At 45.6% G+C, this 17,230-nt stretch carries 14 protein-coding genes and 2 tRNA genes; 10 read left to right on the forward strand and 6 right to left on the reverse strand.

Annotated features, from left to right (window positions below; all coding sequences use genetic code 11):
* The first annotated feature begins 17 nt into the window (after positions 1 to 17).
* The 3 genes from GQS64_RS06435 to GQS64_RS06445 all read left to right on the forward strand — a co-directional run bounded on the left by GQS64_RS06435 (position 18) and on the right by GQS64_RS06445 (position 2,060).
* Entirely contained in the window at positions 18 to 992 is a 975-nt protein-coding gene (locus tag GQS64_RS06435) for a beta-ketoacyl-ACP synthase III (RefSeq protein ID WP_198231028.1), read from the forward strand.
* Positions 993 to 1,066: 74 nt separating this feature from the next.
* Positions 1,067 to 1,378, forward strand: coding sequence for an integration host factor subunit alpha (locus GQS64_RS06440; RefSeq protein WP_077991967.1), 312 nt, complete (start codon positions 1,067 to 1,069; stop codon positions 1,376 to 1,378).
* Between the two features lie 175 nt (positions 1,379 to 1,553).
* Positions 1,554 to 2,060, forward strand: coding sequence for a MerR family transcriptional regulator (locus tag GQS64_RS06445; protein ID WP_077991968.1), 507 nt, complete (start codon positions 1,554 to 1,556; stop codon positions 2,058 to 2,060).
* Positions 2,061 to 3,096: 1,036 nt separating this feature from the next.
* Here the strand turns inward: GQS64_RS06445 and GQS64_RS06450 are convergent.
* Both GQS64_RS06450 and cpdR read right to left on the reverse strand, forming a co-directional pair.
* Positions 3,097 to 3,171 (reverse strand) — tRNA-Val (locus GQS64_RS06450).
* A 102-nt stretch (positions 3,172 to 3,273) separates the two neighbouring features.
* Positions 3,274 to 3,636, reverse strand: coding sequence for a cell cycle two-component system response regulator CpdR (gene cpdR, locus GQS64_RS06455; protein WP_075870787.1), 363 nt, complete (start codon positions 3,634 to 3,636; stop codon positions 3,274 to 3,276).
* A gap of 197 nt (positions 3,637 to 3,833) precedes the next feature.
* Here cpdR and GQS64_RS06460 point away from each other — a divergent pair, with 197 nt between their 5' ends.
* On the forward strand, positions 3,834 to 4,712 hold the full coding sequence (locus tag GQS64_RS06460; protein ID WP_077991973.1) for an N-formylglutamate amidohydrolase: 879 nt from the start codon (positions 3,834 to 3,836) through the stop codon (positions 4,710 to 4,712).
* Positions 4,713 to 4,917: 205 nt separating this feature from the next.
* A complete protein-coding gene (gene hisN, locus GQS64_RS06465; protein ID WP_198231029.1) occupies positions 4,918 to 5,703 on the forward strand; it encodes a histidinol-phosphatase in 786 nt (261 codons plus the stop codon).
* Here hisN and GQS64_RS06470 read toward each other — a convergent pair.
* A complete protein-coding gene (locus tag GQS64_RS06470; protein WP_198231030.1) occupies positions 5,693 to 6,562 on the reverse strand; it encodes an alpha/beta hydrolase in 870 nt (289 codons plus the stop codon). The genes hisN and GQS64_RS06470 overlap by 11 nt on opposite strands.
* Positions 6,563 to 6,888: 326 nt before the next feature.
* Here GQS64_RS06470 and GQS64_RS06475 point away from each other — a divergent pair, with 326 nt between their 5' ends.
* The 4 genes from GQS64_RS06475 (at position 6,889) to GQS64_RS06490 (ending at position 14,232) form a co-directional block, all read left to right on the forward strand.
* Positions 6,889 to 7,038, forward strand: coding sequence for a hypothetical protein (locus tag GQS64_RS06475; RefSeq protein ID WP_188318087.1), 150 nt, complete (start codon positions 6,889 to 6,891; stop codon positions 7,036 to 7,038).
* The gene (locus tag GQS64_RS06480; RefSeq protein WP_077991977.1) at positions 7,026 to 7,514 is read left to right on the forward strand and encodes an Hsp20 family protein; all 489 of its coding nucleotides are present in this window, start codon (positions 7,026 to 7,028) and stop codon (positions 7,512 to 7,514) included. Before GQS64_RS06475 ends, GQS64_RS06480 begins: the two co-directional genes overlap by 13 nt.
* Positions 7,515 to 8,033: 519 nt before the next feature.
* Positions 8,034 to 12,731: a glutamate synthase large subunit gene (gene gltB / locus GQS64_RS06485; RefSeq protein ID WP_369805247.1), complete on the forward strand. Its 4,698-nt coding sequence runs from the start codon at positions 8,034 to 8,036 to the stop codon at positions 12,729 to 12,731.
* Between the two features lie 46 nt (positions 12,732 to 12,777).
* Entirely contained in the window at positions 12,778 to 14,232 is a 1,455-nt protein-coding gene (locus GQS64_RS06490) for a glutamate synthase subunit beta (protein ID WP_198231032.1), read from the forward strand.
* A 311-nt stretch (positions 14,233 to 14,543) separates the two neighbouring features.
* On the opposite strand, the gene GQS64_RS06495 is transcribed toward GQS64_RS06490, so the two are convergent.
* Both GQS64_RS06495 and GQS64_RS06500 read right to left on the reverse strand, forming a co-directional pair.
* Positions 14,544 to 14,620 (reverse strand) — tRNA-Pro (locus GQS64_RS06495).
* A 657-nt stretch (positions 14,621 to 15,277) separates the two neighbouring features.
* A complete protein-coding gene (locus GQS64_RS06500) occupies positions 15,278 to 15,676 on the reverse strand; it encodes a c-type cytochrome (RefSeq protein WP_198231033.1) in 399 nt (132 codons plus the stop codon).
* 175 nt (positions 15,677 to 15,851) lie between these two features.
* On the opposite strand from GQS64_RS06500, the gene GQS64_RS06505 reads away from it, so the two are divergent.
* A complete protein-coding gene (locus GQS64_RS06505) occupies positions 15,852 to 16,223 on the forward strand; it encodes an iron-sulfur cluster assembly accessory protein (RefSeq protein ID WP_077991986.1) in 372 nt (123 codons plus the stop codon).
* Between the two features lie 153 nt (positions 16,224 to 16,376).
* Here the strand turns inward: GQS64_RS06505 and mazG are convergent, their stop codons facing one another.
* Positions 16,377 to 17,201 carry a nucleoside triphosphate pyrophosphohydrolase gene (gene mazG, locus GQS64_RS06510; protein ID WP_198231034.1) on the reverse strand — a complete coding sequence of 275 codons (825 nt, stop codon included), beginning with the start codon at positions 17,199 to 17,201 and terminating at the stop codon, positions 16,377 to 16,379.
* Between the last annotated feature and the right edge of the window lie 29 nt (positions 17,202 to 17,230).

A 17,230-nucleotide genomic window follows, 5' to 3' on the forward strand; every position in this document is an offset into this window, starting at 1 on the left:
GTTAAGGATAGAACTGAATGATTCGATCTGCCATATGCGGCATAGGCAGTGCGCTGCCAAAAAAGAAGATGTTGAACAGCGAGCTTGAGGGGATTGTCGAGACATCCGACGCATGGATCGTTCAACGAACAGGAATCCGCCAGCGCTATATAGCCGGTGAAGGCGAGACAACGGTCTCTCTGGGGACTGCCGCCGCAAAGGCCGCTCTTGATAATGCAGGGCTTACAGTTGCCGATATTGACTGTATAATCCTTGCCACGGCTACGCCAAACCACACATTTCCTGCGTCTGCTGTCGAAATCCAGAACGCCTTGGGGATGTCACACGGTTTTGCTTTTGACGTGCAGGCTGTCTGTTCGGGTTTCATTTTCGCGCTCACAACTGCCGACCTTTATTTAAAAGGCGGCATGGCAAAGCGGATATTGGTTATCGGTGCGGAGACATTTTCCCGCATTCTTGATTGGAATGATCGTTCGACCTGCGTGCTTTTCGGTGATGGCGCCGGTGCTGTTATCCTTGAAGCAATCGAAAGCGGAAATGGCGATAATAGTGACCGGGGTATTCTTGTTTGTAAACAGCGCTCTGACGGTGCATTTGTTGACAAGCTCTATGTTGACGGGGGGCCGTCAACAACGCAAACAACCGGTCATTTGCGAATGGAGGGGCGCGAAGTCTTCAAACATGCGGTCGGAATGATTACCGACGTTGTGGACGATTGTTTTTCGGCAACCGGCATTTCTCCATCGGAACTTGACTGGTTTGTTCCGCATCAGGCTAACAAACGTATTATTGATGCTTCGGCTAAAAAACTCGGCATTGCCGACGAAAAAGTTGTTATCACTGTCGACCAACACGGGAATACTTCTGCTGCGTCGGTTCCCCTGGCACTTGCAGTCGCTGTTAATGATGGTAGAATTAAAAAAGGTGATCTTGTCATGTTGGAGGCGATGGGTGGCGGATTCACATGGGGAGCAATTCTTATCCGCTGGTAACCGCAAGACGGGTTGACCGATCATAAATATAACGTATATGTTTTTTGTACTTCAATTTAAAGAAGGCGATAGTTATGTCTGGTACTACAGTGACGCGCGCAGATTTGGCGGATGCAGTTTGCAGAAGAGTTGGCCTGTCACGTACAGAGTCGGCTTCGTTGGTTGAAATGATCCTTGACGAAGTTTGCGATGCAATCGTTAAGGGTGAAACTGTCAAATTATCTTCATTTGCAACTTTTCATGTTCGCAATAAAACCGAACGCATTGGCCGTAATCCGAAAACCGGTGAAGAAGTTCCGATTTCACCGCGTCGCGTCATGACATTCAAAGCATCCAATGTTTTGAAGAAAAAAATTCTGGATGGCCATCGTTCAAAAAAATCCTAGATCGGCATAACAGTTTCAGTTTTGCTAAAGTTCGTGTTATTGATAGCTATTGTGATAATTATCTATCAATGAAGCTGCAAGACTTTCACATAGGCTTGAAAGGCTGAAAGCGTTTGAAGACGCCGGAACTTAATATCAGGCCAAACATCAAGTTGCAGTCGGCAAAGGGCAAAAAATGGATAAAAGTCCGGATGCTTTCCGTACCATCAGCGAAGTTGCTGAAGCGTTGGATCTCCCCCAACATGTTTTGAGATTTTGGGAAACACGTTTTTCACAGATAAAACCGTTAAAGCGCGGTGGTGGCCGTCGTTATTATCGTCCGGCCGATGTTGATTTACTGAAAGGCATTCGCCAACTCTTATATGAACAGGGCTATACCATTAAAGGCGCGCAACGTCTGTTAAAGGACAATGGTATCGCTTTTGTTGTCGCCTTGGGTAACGGTGATATTGCGGCGATTGATGCGATTACGCAAAAAAAGAAAGCCGAGGAAGAGGCTGAAAATACCCCGATTCCAGCCAAACCGCAGCAATCCAAAGGCTTATTCAGCTTCATGAAGTCCGATTCGGATGCGGAAGTGGGGGGCAGCAATATCGGAAAAGGCAAAGATAACAAAACGCTACTGCAAGAAGCGCTGTTTGAATTGATTGAATGCAAAAGAGTGCTTGACCGCGCCCGTTAAATGAGGGCAGGGGCGAGAAACCTCCAGCTAAACGGTTTCCTGTTATTGAAATCTCCCCCTTTTGCATTGAAAGGCTGCTTTCGTTCTGAATTCACGGTTTTTGCAAGCAGCCGCCACCGTTCTTTAAAATTAATTTTTCCGAACAGTCGCTACAGTCTCGGCAATGAATAATTCAGTTCTGTCATTCATGAAACAGTTTCAATAACAATATATTTTAATAGCATTATAGGCGCAGGATTTAAGCAGGCATTATCCATTTCAATTAGAGGTTATTGTTTAAAAAATACCATTATAAAACATGTATAATAAAAAATAATATAATTTATTTTATATTGTGTTATTAAGTATTTATAATGTAAATTTATAAAATTGTTGTTTATATTGAAAAATGTATTTTTATTTACTGGTAAGCGTTTAAAAGTTTTTAAAATATGCACCTTATGAAATAAACCGGACAAAAACGTAATAACAGCCATCCGGTTCGATTTGGCCGCAAGTAAGCGGGTGAAAAAGTCATTTACTTGTTCTGACAACTATCAGCGGATCAAAACCGGTTCCGATATTCTTTCTATTGAAAATTATTTTAGTCCTGTCACAGCGGTGAAAACTCGGTGATTTTTGCAATCAAGCATTCTGAAGGCTCATTCTTTATATAAACGTTACCTCTCACCAATTTTTGTATTCGTCGTTGTCTTGCTCGTTATCGTTCCGACCGGCTGATATTTTGCGAAAAAACCGGTGGTAGCTTTGAGAAAAAGTTGAAAATTTATCAGCAATCTTATTCCGTGATAATCCGATATGTCTTTAAGTTCGACCGTTCTTCATCGGCAAGAATCGTTACTGATTTCGGGAGCACAGTCGCAGTTTTAATGCGACTTTTTAATGTCGAGAGACTGAATTTTAAAATTGTTGGAATTGCCTCGTTAGCAATTGAAGAGGGGGTTTCAAAAAAAGCTTTTAAAGTCGGGAAGCAATAGAACCGATAATCGGGATGGTGTCGAAACACAATCGGAAAAACGGATAAATGGAAAACAGATGGTGGGCGTGACAGGGATTGAACCTGTGACCCCTACAATGTCAATGTAGTGCTCTCCCTCTGAGCTACACGCCCATCTGATGTTGGTGCATACACCATATCAATTCAGTCAGGTCAATGCCTTTTTAAAAAAAATAGTTCATAATCCGGAAAAAGTGGAAATTTAAAACCTGTTTCCTAGGCTGCTATCAACATTTTTTCGACTTCCGAGACGAGTTCTCGCAAATGAAACGGTTTTGATAGTACTTTTGCGTCGCGTGGTGTGTTGCTATCGGAATTGAGTGCGACCGCTGCAAATCCGGTAATGAACATGACTCGTAAATCCGGATCTATTTCGGTTGCGCGGCGCGCCAGTTCGATGCCATCCATTTCCGGCATAACAATATCGGTCAGGAGCAGCGAAAAGGGTTCTTCCTGTAGGCGTTCATAAGCGCTTGCACCGTTATCGAAATCGGTAACTTCGTAACCGGCCCGTTCCAGGGCTTTTGCTAAAAATCGACGCATATCGTTATCGTCTTCGGCAAGCAAAATTCGTTTCATTATAGTGTCCAGCAGTTGTTTATTTGAATTGGATGCTTATCTCTTTCGTATTCATACAATAAATTAGGTTCGTAAAAAAAGCGATAAAGGCTGTCGGTGCAACTTTGTTTTTCATAATGGTTAATTCGCGGTTGCGAATGAAGGTGCATTCGGTTTACGGTTTTTATTGAAAAAGACATTGATTGCAGGTTTTGGAAATGGATTTAGATGGTGTTGCAGCGTTCCAATATTTTGAACCGGCTGAACTCAGAGTTCCGTTTCTCTTCAACTCGCCCCATTCGGGGCGTGTTTACCCCAAGAGCTTTTTAAAGCAGTCGAGTCTGGACAATTTTACAATACGCATATCGGAAGATTGTTTTGTCGATCTTCTCTTCCGCAATGTCGTCGAGCTTGGTGCAGCTCTCATGGCGGCAAATTTCCCGCGCTCCTTTCTGGATGTCAATCGCGAGCGCGATGAACTTGATGGCGACATGTTTTTCGAGCCATTGCCGGAAGATGTTCCGAAGCCTTCGACACGTGTTCTTGCGGGCTTGGGAATCATACCGAGGATTGTTGCAACAGGCGTTCCGATTTATGACGGGCGTATTCACTTGAGCGATGCTTTGGAACGTATCAACGGGCTTTATGTACCTTATCATGAACATCTCGCAAGGAAACTCGATGAGATGCGAGAACGTTTCGGATTTGCAGTTCTTATCGACTGCCATTCGATGCCGGGAAAACTGAGATTTTTTAATGGCGGCCAACAACCCGATTTTATTCTGGGCGATCAATATGGCCAATCCTGTGCGAATGCTTTCGTTGAATATGTAACCGATAGATTGGAGCAAAAGGGTTATAATGTCGCTCTCAATCGGCCTTATTCCGGAGGTTTCATTACCGCAAATTACGGTCGACCTTGCGAAAATATTCATGCTCTTCAAATAGAAATTAATAGAAGCCTTTATCTGGATGAAATTACGTTGGAACCCAATCATAATTTTCCGGTCCTGCAAAATGACCTTACGGGGCTTGCTTCGGATATTATGGCCTTTCCCGAAGGTCATTTCATGACCACGAAAGTGGCGGCAGAATAATTATTTTTTAAATTTGAGACAGATTTTCAAATCGATCGAGCGGTTGAATAATATGGCAAATTGTCGGGATAAGAATATTGCAGGTGGAAATTCACGTGCAATCGGAAATGTAATGCCCGACATTGAGTTTTCCGACAAAGCCGGTTAAAACTTTTTGTCTAATCCGTGCCGTAATGACCGTAATACAAGTGATCGGGAGCAGATGATGACCAATCTTCCAGGATTTGATTTCTTTGAAAAACTTGCGCAAATCGCTGCTGATACATCGCTTCCCTTTTTTCGGCATTCGCTGTCGATAGACAATAAGGATAAAGAGGGTTTTGATCCGGTTACAATTGCCGATCGCAAAACCGAAATCGCTTTACGGGAATTTATTCATCAGGAACGTCCGGATGATGGAATATTGGGAGAGGAATTTCCCACCTTGAAAGGACTGAATGATAATGTCTGGGTCATTGATCCGATTGACGGAACGCGCTCTTTTATTACCGGAATGCCAATTTGGGGAAGTCTCGTCGGCCTCATGAAAAGTGGAAAAGCTGTTGCCGGCATGATGGCTCAACCTTTCACCCGTGAAATATATTATAGCTGTGGCAAGGGAGCTTATCTGAATACGCTGCTTGATGGTAGCCATCGTAAACTGGCCGTCAGTGATTGTAAAATACTTGATAAAGCCACAATGTTTACAACCGCTCCGGAGCTGTTTGAAGGTGAAGCAAAGACACGTTTTGAAAAGCTGGTGAAGAAAGTCCGCTTAACGCGTTACAGTTCGGATTGTTATGCCTTTGCTATGCTTGCTTGCGGTTTTGTCGATCTGGTAGTGGAAACAGGGCTGGAGCCATATGACATTATGGCGCTCATACCTATTGTCGAGCAGGCAGGCGGCGTTATCAGGCAGTGGAACGGTGGTGGTGCGGAAGAGGCCGGAAATATTATTGCAGCTTCAACGCCGGAATTGTTCGATGCAGCGTCATCTATCCTCAACGGTTAATATCGTAAGCATTGGTGCCCGGTATAAAGGCATCGAATAAAGCCCAGAATTGTTTTTTGTGCCAATCACTTGCGTGAAATAGGTCGTGGCTTGCTCCCGATAGTGTGATTGTATCTGCAAGCCTGACATCATGACAAAATCTGCGCACCTCAGATGCGCTAGCCAGGCTGTCATTATGGCTGGTCACAAACAATGCCGGAAAGCGCTGGTCGTTTTTTTGTAAACGTTGTTTCGCGTAAGCAGCCGTTTCAAAGATGTCTGCCAGCCAGTGCCTGTCAAGCAGCGGGAGCTGTTTTTGTTCATTATGATCCGATCCAGCGGTTAAAGGGGAACAGGATTTACGAACCAGACATGCGCTTTGTTTCAATTTCATCCTGCCCAAACCGAAATCGCTCAGTGTTTTGTTGATTTTGTAATGAATGCCGCCGATTCTATAGCCTAACGGGCTAAAAAGGGGTGAAATACCGATGAGGCGGTCGCATTGATTGTTAATGACATCTATCGCCGAGATAGCGATGAGACATCCCGTTTCATAGCAGAGAAAATAATAAGGAGGCGGGCAGTCGGTATAAACAATTCGATGGAGGAATTCATCAAGGTCACCTATATGCCGGTTAATGTCGAATCTGTGTCGGAAATTTTCGTGTTTGCCTTTATTCGGCGGCAGAGAACCGCCTTGCCCGTACCAGTCTAATGATGCATAGGAAAAACCACGCTCGCCAAGCTTTGAAAACAGTTCTTTATATCTTGCAATATTGTCGGCTACACCTTGCAGGAAAATAACCGTACCTTTTTGATAGCCGGATTTTCTTGTATATTTGATAACTCGTAATTGTCTGTTATCCGACGTCTCAAGCATAGAAGTATGCAGGAGCGGCAACGGCATTTCATCTTTCAAAAGGCAGGCAGGCAATTATCGCATCTTTCTTTGCTGGTCATTGACGAACAACAATTATCTATTCCGCAAAATTTAAAAAAGCATTTCTTGTTTGCCGGAAATATCCGGTTGCCGTTGCAATTGCCTGCCGAAGACGTGGGCCGAATACGTGGATTGACGTGCGGAATTTGAAGCTCCATGAACCCGCACTTCGATAAGCCCGACCTGATCGCAGAATTTTGCGGTAACAGCTTATAGTTACAAGATTTTTTCAACATTTTCTCTGAAAAAAATTAACAGGACAAATAATGGCTCTTGAAAGTCGGCTAACGGATAACCACATCATTAATGCGATCGCCGATACGGGGTCGCTGGTTATATTGATCTGCCTTTTTGGAGATCGTGATAACCAAACAAATCGTCGCTCTGAAGGAGGGCAATTATTATGCGTCAAGTAGACTTTTCACCATTATATCGTTCAACTGTCGGTTTTGATCGTTTGTTCAATATGTTTGATACAATGACCCAGCCGGAAAGCGTTCAGACTTATCCGCCTTATAATATTGAACGGTTGAGCGAGAATTCTTATCGGATTTCTATGGCTGTTGCCGGTTTCTCCGAAGATGAAATTGATATTGAAGCACAAAGTCATCAACTCACTGTCAAGGGCGAGAAATCGCATGAGGAAGAAAATGACGAAGGCGATTTCCTCTATCGCGGAATTGCATCGCGGTCCTTTGAACGGCGTTTCCAATTGGCCGATCATGTTGAAGTGGTTGGTGCGCAACTTCAAAACGGTTTGCTTCATATCGAATTGAAACGGGAAATTCCCGAAGAGATGAAGCCACGTAAAATTACGGTTGAAACTCCGAAAGCTTCCAATAGCAATAAACGTGCACAAAAACACGATATTCAAGTTGAAGCTGCTGAATAATTATTCTTGAACTTTGTTCTTTAAGGGCGTGTCCCATGTGTTTAACATGGGGCACGCCTTTTTTATTTCTGCCATTCTGGGAGGACAGTTAGAAAATGTCCCGAACAATCTCCGAAACAGATTTATCGGGTATTAGGATGTGTATAGTGTCTCTTCATGTATCGGCCCGTTGCAACACCATGCCGGAAGAGAAGGAGTCCGGATAAAACCGGGGCGAACTTCCAGAATTTTGTTATTATCACCGTCTAAAAAACGCGTTAAAAAAATAATATGAATTAAAAATCAATTTTAAAACAATAAAAATAAAAAATAATTAAAATTATTGAAATAAAATTTCAATTTTAACATTTGCCAGTTGAAAACTTAGAACCTTTCTGACATAGCTTAAAAAAAGAGAGATTATGCAGTGCCATTCACAGTTTTTGCAGAATGGATCAGCAATTTTCTGTCATAATTTCTGGATCGGTTTTCGTAAAAAGGGCTTTCTAAATGTCGGATAGCGTTACTTCAGGTAATAATATTACTCAAAAGGGGTCGATAACGTCATCATTATCGAGTGGGGGTGCTACGGCCGCTTATGGACTTCCTGCTGCGCAGGGGTTGTATAATTCCCGCAATGAGCATGATGCCTGTGGCGTTGGATTTATTGCCCAGTTAAAAAATGTAAAGTCGCATAAAATCATCGAAGACGGGCTTTTCATGCTCGAAAATCTGACCCATCGCGGCGCTGTCGGGGCTGATCCGCTAGTCGGCGATGGTGCCGGTATATTGGTGCAGATACCGGATCGTTTTTTTCGCGAAGTTATGGCTGAACAGGGTGTAGAATTACCGAAGGCCGGCCAATATGCTGTCGGACATATTTTTATGCCACGTGACGAAGCCATGCGCGCCCATATCGAACAGATCGTCAAGGAAGTGATTGCTTCCGAAGGGCAGCATTTCATAGCGTTTCGCGATGTGCCGGTTGATAATTCTTCGCTTTCCAAGGCTCCGGCTATTGTTGCAACCGAACCTGTTCACCGGCAGGTCTTTATTGCTCGTGATCCGTCGATCAAGTCGGATGATGATTTTGAGCGTCGTCTTTTTGTATTACGTAAAGTCATATCAAACCGCATTTTCCATGAAACCGGTGGCAGGGATAACGGCTTTTATGTTGTTTGTTTGTCATCGCGCACGGTTATCTATAAAGGCATGTTTCTGGCTTTTCAGGTCGGTGCTTATTATAAAGACTTGCAGGACGAGCGTTTTGAAAGTGCTTTGGCGCTTGTTCACCAACGCTTTTCAACCAACACGTTTCCATCATGGAAGCTTGCCCACCCTTACCGTATGATTGCCCATAACGGTGAAATCAATACGTTGAGGGGAAATGTGAACTGGATGGCTGCCCGTCAGGCTTCCGTCGACTCGGAGCTTTTCGGTAACGATATTTCCAAGCTCTGGCCTATCTCTTATGAAGGCCAGTCGGATACTGCGTGTTTCGACAATGCTTTGGAATTTCTCTGTCAGGGTGGATATTCGCTTCCACATGCAATGATGATGCTTATTCCGGAAGCATGGGCGGGCAATAGTCTGATGAGTGTCGAAAGACGCTCGTTTTACGAATATCATGCAGCGCTGATGGAACCATGGGATGGACCTGCCGCAATAGCATTCACAGATGGCCGCCAGATTGGTGCTACCCTTGACCGTAACGGTTTGCGTCCTGCACGTTATATTGTCACAGATGATGATTATGTCATTATGGCTTCCGAAGCCGGTGTTATTCCGGTGGAGGAAAAGCACATTGTTCGCAAATGGCGTTTGCAGCCGGGAAAAATGCTGCTTATCAACCTCGAAGAAGGGCGCATTGTTTCCGATGAAGAAATAAAGTCGGAAATTGCTTCCAAACATCCTTATCGCAAATGGCTTGATAATACCCAACTTATTCTGGAAGATCTGGCTCCGGTCGAACCTAGATCACTGCGTAAGGATGTTTCGCTCCTCGACCGTCAGCAGGCATTCGGTTATACGCAGGAAGACAAGAAATTTTTGCTTTCTCCCATGGCAACAACCGGACAGGAGCCGGTTGGTTCGATGGGCGTTGATACGCCGATTTCGGCAATGTCCGACAAGTCGAAATTGCTTTATACCTATTTCAAGCAGAATTTCGCGCAGGTAACGAACCCCCCGATTGACCCGATACGTGAAGAACTGGTGATGAGTTTGGTTTCATTTATCGGTCCGCGGCCGAATATATTCGATTTGATCGGAACATCCCGTAGGAAGAGACTGGAAGTTCGCCAACCGATTTTGACCAATGGTGATCTTGAGAAAATCAGAGCGATTGGCCAGACGGAAGATCATTTTGATACCAAGACAATCGATATTACCTATTCTGTACAGGAAGGCGCAGCCGGTCTTGAAGGTGCGGTCGAGCGGCTTTGCGAGCGCGCCGAGGCTGCAGTTCACGGCGGTTACAATATTATCATCCTCTCCGATCGCCAGATTGGACCGGATCGCATACCGATTCCTGCATTGCTTGCAACGGCTGCCGTACACCATCACTTGATTAGAAAAGGGTTGCGCACTTCTGTCGGCTTGGTTGTCGAAACCGGTGAGCCGCGTGAAATCCACCATTTTTGTTGTCTTGCCGGTTATGGCGCGGAAGCAATCAATCCCTATCTCGCATTTGATACTTTGATTGATATGTTCGAGCGCGGCGAGTTTCCGAAGGAAGTGGAAGAGCATGAAGTTATCTATCGTTACATCAAGTCGATCGGTAAAGGCATGCTCAAGGTTATGTCCAAAATGGGCATTTCGACTTATCAGTCCTATTGTGGAGCGCAAATTTTCGATGCGGTCGGTCTGAAGCAGTCTTTTGTAGACCGTTTCTTTACGGGAACAGCCACAACAATTGAAGGTGTTGATCTCGATCAGATTGCAACCGAAACGGTAAGACGGCATACGTCGGCGTTCAGCAATGATCCTGTTCTTCTCAACTCTCTGGATGTCGGTGGTGAATATGCCTATCGTATCCGCGGTGAAACACATATCTGGACACCGGATGCGGTTGCAAGCTTACAGCATTCTGTTCGCACATCCAATCCGGCACTGTTTACGGCTTATTCACAACGTATCAATGGTGAAACAGCGCGTGCCAAGACGATACGTGGTCTCTTCAAGATCAAAAGTGCCGAGGAACGTGGTGCTAAACCGGTTGCTATCGAGGATGTCGAACCGGCATCTGAAATTGTAAAGCGTTTTTCAACGGGCGCTATGTCTTTTGGCTCTATCTCTCGTGAAGCTCATACCACATTGGCTCGCGCCATGAATAAAATTGGCGGAAAATCCAATACCGGTGAAGGTGGAGAGGAACCCGATCGCCTCTATCCCTTGCCTGATGGCACACAAAATCCCGAGCGTTCGTCTATCAAACAGGTAGCGTCGGGGCGTTTCGGTGTTACTGCCGAATATCTGGTGAATGCAGATGTCATCCAGATTAAAGTGGCTCAGGGAGCAAAGCCCGGAGAAGGCGGACAATTGCCGGGACATAAAGTTGATGCAACAATTGCCAAGACCCGTCACTCGACGCAAGGTGTCGGCCTGATTTCACCGCCCCCTCACCATGACATTTACTCGATTGAAGATCTGGCACAACTGATTTTCGATTTGAAAAATGTTAATGAATACGCTGACATTTCTGTCAAACTCGTCTCCGAGGTTGGTGTTGGAACAGTCGCTGCTGGCGTTGCAAAAGCACGTGCGGATCATATCACCATATCGGGTTATGATGGCGGTACAGGGGCAGCTCCCTTGACATCGGTCAGAAATGCCGGTTCTTCTTGGGAAATGGGGCTCGCCGAAACCCAGCAAACCTTGGTACTTAACGGTTTGCGTTCGCGTGTGGCATTGCAGGTCGATGGCGGTTTGCGCACCGGTCGGGACGTTATTGTCGGCGCACTTCTGGGGGCAGATGAATTCGGCTTTGCTACAGCTCCGCTGATTGCGGCAGGCTGTGTCATGATGCGGAAATGCCATCTTAACACATGCCCGACCGGCGTTGCGACGCAGGATCCTGTATTGCGCAAGCGTTTCAAAGGAACGCCTGAACACGTTATCAACTTCTTCTTCTATCTTGCCGAGGAAGTGCGCGCTATTCTGGCACATATGGGCTTCAAAAAGCTTGATGATATTATCGGTCAGTCGGATTTGTTGGATAAACAGCCGGCAATCGATCATTGGAAGGCAAAGGGGCTCGATTTCAGCCGGATATTCTATAAACCGGATGCCGAGAAGAAGCAGATAAGGCATACCGAACGTCAACATCATCCGATCGAGGATATTCTCGATCGCAAGCTTATCGAGAAAGCACAGGCCGCTTTGAATGATAAAAAGCCTGTCGAATTCGAGACATTGGTACGCAATGTTGACAGATCGGTTGGTGCCATGTTGTCGGGAGAAGTTGTGCGGCATTTCCGCCATAAAGGTTTGCCCGATAATACAATCAACATCCACTTCAAAGGCACAGCCGGTCAATCTTTCGGTGCGTTTCTTGCCAAGGGGATAACCTTCGATCTCATTGGTGATGGTAACGATTATGTCGGCAAGGGGCTTTCTGGCGGCAGGATAATTGTTCGTCCTCCGGAAGATAGCAATGTTGTCGCCGAAGATTCGATCATCGTTGGTAACACCGTACTTTATGGCGGCATTGAAGGTGAATGCTATTTCCGTGGCGTTGCGGGAGAGCGTTTTGCTGTACGCAATTCCGGTGTGGCTGCGGTTGTTGAAGGTGTCGGCGACCACGGTTGTGAATATATGACCGGTGGCATTGTTGTGGTGATCGGCAAAACCGGACGCAACTTTGCAGCAGGTATGTCGGGCGGTGTTGCCTATGTGCTTGATGAGGCAGGCGATTTTGCACAAAGATGCAATATGGCTATGGTCGAACTTGAGCCGGTTCCCGAAGAAGACGATATGCTTGAAAAACTTCACCATCATGGTGGTGACCTTATGCATAAAGGCCGTGTCGACGTATCGGCCAATATGACCCACCACGATGAAGAACGGCTGGCGCAGATGATTGCCAATCATCTTCACTATACAGGCTCTGAAAGGGCAAAAGAGATCCTTGATAATTGGGATCAATATCGCCCGAAATTCGTCAAAATCATGCCGGTCGAATATCGCCGCGCTTTGGAAGAAATGGAACAGATGCGTATGGAAACGGCTGCCGAATAATCGGCAGCCAGATACATCGTTCAAAAGTCAGATACGGAAACAACAAATGGGTAAAGTAACCGGTTTTCTTGAAATAGATCGCCAATCGCAGAAGTATCAACCAGCTTCTGATCGCATCCGCCATTTTCGTGAATTTACAATTCCGATGTCCGAGGCAGAGGTGCAAAAACAGGCTGCACGTTGTATGGATTGCGGAATTCCTTATTGCCACGGTTCGACAGGGTGTCCGGTCAATAACCAGATACCCGATTGGAACGACCTCGTTTATAAGGGGAATTGGAAAGAAGCGATCAGCAATCTTTTGTCCACCAACAATTTTCCTGAATTTACAGGTCGCGTTTGTCCGGCACCTTGTGAGGAAGCATGCACGCTCAACCTTGAGGATATGCCGGTCACCATCAAAACAATCGAGCAAACACTTGCTGACAAAGCTTTTGCACTCGGTTTTTTTGCGCCCCGACCCAATGAATCAAAAACGGGAAAGAGGGTTGCGATTATCGGATCGGGACCATCAGGTTTGGCTGCTGCACAACAACTTGCCCGTGCCGGCCATATGGTCGACGTTTACGAAAGGGAAAGCCGCCCCGGTGGGCTGTTGCGTTACGGTATTCCCGATTTCAAGTTGGAAAAACATCACATCGACCGCCGTGTCGAGCAATTGGAAGGTGAGGGTGTCACTTTTTACTGCGGTGTCAATATTGGCGTGGATAAGGCTGTCGACGATCTGTTGAACGAATATGATGCCGTGCTTTATTGCGGGGGTTCCGAAACTCCGCGCAAAATTGACATACCCGGCGTTCATTTTCATGGTGTACATGATGCTATGTGCTATCTTGTGCAGCAAAATAAACGGGTCGGTCGTGAAAATATTGAATCGGTCGGTTGGCCTTCACCGTCTATTACTGCCGACGGAAAGCATGTCGTTGTTGTTGGCGGTGGTGACACGGCATCCGATTGTGTGGGCACTGCCTTCCGTCAGGGGGCGGTTAAAGTAACCCAGCTTGATATTCGCCCGCAACCTCCGGAAAAAGAAGACAAGCTCAGTGTTTGGCCATATTGGGCAACAAAAATGCGTACATCGACAAGTCAGGCAGAAGGTGCCGAGCGCGAGTTTCAGATTGCTACGCTTGAATTTATTGCCGAAAACGGCGAGTTGACCCATGTAAAATGCTGTCATGTCGACGAGCACCGCAAGCCGATAGCCGGTACCGAATTTTTTATTCGTGCCGATCTTGCATTTATTGCTATCGGTTTTGCCGGACCGTTTGAAGCAGGCGTCTGCAGTGAATTGGGAGACCGTTTGAAGCTGAAAGTCGACCGTCGGGGTGCGCACTCTGTTCTGGCTGATACGAATAATTATAAAACCAGTATCGATAAATTTTTTGCCGCCGGCGATGTCAGACGTGGCCAGTCACTTGTTGTCTGGGCGATCAGGGAAGGGCGTCAGGCTGCCCGTGCCATTGATGAATTCCTGATGGGCGAGACGTTGCTGCCTCGTTAAATCGACGATAACAAGCGGGCTAGCCGCGATATATCTAGTGCTTCGAGGCTCCGGAATTTCCGGAGCCTTTTTATATTGAAAATTTTTAATGGAAGTTTTTGTTTACTTGACTACGCCGGAGCCACGGGATTGACCTGACCGCAGTTATATGTGGTCGGCCAAGCGGATGCTACAATTGTTTCATGCGCATATCAGAAACTGATTGAAATAAAGAAAGAATAATGAATTTTGCGTCTGCAGCACCGTTTTACCGCTGGTAATCGAAAACGATTCTATCTGTCAGAACAACGACTAATATCTTGGAAGAAGAATGGTCGGAGCGGCGGGATTCGAACCCACGACCCCTTGACCCCCAGTCAAGTGCGCTACCGGACTGCGCTACGCTCCGAGCCGTGAAGATGGCCTAAAATACTAGCGTTACAAAGGCAAGTGAAAAATTCTTAAAAAATATCAAAATCGGGAAAAACACGATCCCAATTCATTATTGAGGGTTAAATTGGCCGCAAAACTGGCCGGAACACGAGCTATCGAGCCTGTGGAATTTTATGATTGAAAGCTCTCGGCTTGCGAACGCGCGCTTGCCGTTAACTTCGTTGATCGCATTATTGGAGCTCTGTCGGTGATATAGTGTTTTTGGCAACGGGGGGGGCGGCAAGCGAGGCTGCCAGACGTGTTGCCGACAACGGGGAGTTCCGACAAAATGGGGACACCAAACAGGTTTCTGACAAAGGGGAGTTCTGGCAAAATGGGACGCTGCTAAAAAAAGGGGGCAAAAGGGAGTTTCAGTAAAGGGAAATTTTTAAAATTTTGAATTAGCACTTCAAAAAGTCTAATCCCTATAATACCAGTTCCGGTTTGTTGGCCGGAAGCCGTATAAAATTTTGATAAACAGGGGATTTTCCGGTTGAAAAGTCAGTTTGGCTACTCTGTTTTTGCTGGTCGAATGGTTCTTTAGCTTTAAGTGACGGTTGCCCGATTTTTCGTAAGCGACTTTCCGTAACCTACTGAACAGCTATTCCATTATACCGGATTTTCGTCACGTTCCTTATTTTTCATTTTGACGCGGCAAAACAGATTCGAGATATGCGATAAGGTCATCAATATCCGAATCATCATTGAGACGGATTGACGCCATGCGGGTTCCCTTCACCATTCCTTGCGGATTATGAAGATAGGTTATGAGTGTTTCTCTATTCCAGACAAGACCATTCCGGCCGGCATTTATCATTGCGGGAGAATAACGGTAACCGTCCAGCGATCCCGCTTTGCGGCCTATGATGCCTTGCAGCGTCGGACCAATACGATTATCGGGTTTGTCGGCATTATGACAGGCGGCACATCGTTTAAAAACAATTTTGCCGTTTTCTATGTCGGCAGCATGTGTTCCCGTAATGATGTTGGCAAAAGCAATAATTGTGAAACAGAAAATAGTAAAATGACGCATCGGAATAATCAGATTTCAGCTGAAGCAATTTGAACCCATTAGTGATTAGCACCAATTTCGGTTTTTTGGTATTCTAACATTCGTTCAGTTTCGCATCAAAGTAGAACTGTACCTTGACGGAAAACGTTTAAGACACCAGATTAGCAGCAAGGATTTTAAAGGAGTTATCCATTCTATGGCCGGATTTTCAGTAATCACCATGACTGATGCTGCCAAGGAGCGCATCAAAGATATTATGCATGACAATAATGCATATGGAATTGTCGTCGGCGTAAAAAAAGGTGGTTGTGCGGGCATGGAATACACCGTGGATCTTGCCGAATCGGCTGTTGAAAATGCCGATCTCGCAGAGGATGATGGTGCTCGTGTTTTTGTATCCCGCGAAGCGACGCTGTTTCTTCTTGGAACACAGATAGATTTCGAGAAAACGACTTTGCACACGGGTTTTGTTTTCAATAACCCCAATCAGACATCTGCTTGCGGTTGCGGGCTATCAGTGGAAATTCGGCCTGTCGCCCAAGCCGATCTGGAGATGGCGCAGAAATAACCCGAATAATAACAACCTGAATTATCAGGTGTTATTCGGTTATCACCGTCGCCAAGTGGTGTCGTTGTTCAAGCTTGTTTTGCCGGTTGACGGTTCTAATTCCTTCAGTTTCGCCGCCAAAGGTGTTCTTTTTCCGATCACACAATCAGGCGTTCACCGCTTTACAAGTTTGGCTTCGTTCCAAAAATTCTCCATCTCTTCGAGGTTCGCGTCTGACAAGGTTTTATTTTGTTTTGCCAATGCGTTTTCAATAAAATTGAAACGATAACGGAATTTTTTGTTGGCTTTTTTCAAAGCATTTTCCGGTGAAATGTCGAGCGTTCGTGCCAGATTGAGAACGGTAAAATAGACATCACCAAATTCGTCTTCGATATTTTTTTTCTCGCCCGTTTGCAGCGCTTCTTCGAGTTCTGATAATTCCTCGTCAATTTTTTCAAAAACAGGCTCCGGTCTTACCCAGTCAAATCCGGTTTGTGCTGCTCTTTCTTGTAAAGCAATGGCTTCCTTTTCCGGCGGTTGAGCTGTTTTTACGGTTGCGAGGTAGCCTTTTTTAGTGTCATCGGGAAGACCTGCCTTGTTGCGCTTCTCCAGTCTTTCGGCTTTTTCTTCTTTTTTTATACGTTCCCATTCGCCTTTGATAAGTCCGCGCTCTTTTTGTTCGGCTGTTCCGAAAACGTGCGGGTGACGGCGTATCATCTTTTTTGTGATTGCGTAAACGACATCACCAAAGTCGAAACTTCCTTCTTCTTCCGCTATTCGGGCATAATAAACGACCTGCAAAAGCAGATCGCCCAATTCCTCGCAAAGATCATATTTATCGTCGCGTTCAATAGCGTCAGCGACCTCGTAAACTTCCTCGATTGTATAAGGAACGATAGTTTTCAAGTTCTGTTCTTTGTCCCAAGGACAACCGGTTTCAGGATCACGTAAAGACTTCATGATTTCGATGAGCCGGTTTATATTTTTGGAAGGTTCCATTTTATTATCCTTCGGAAGTTAAAAAGCGT

Origin of the sequence: Bartonella sp. P0282, assembly GCF_048452985.1 — a bacterium.
Taxonomy (GTDB): domain Bacteria; phylum Pseudomonadota; class Alphaproteobacteria; order Rhizobiales; family Rhizobiaceae; genus Bartonella; species Bartonella choladocola.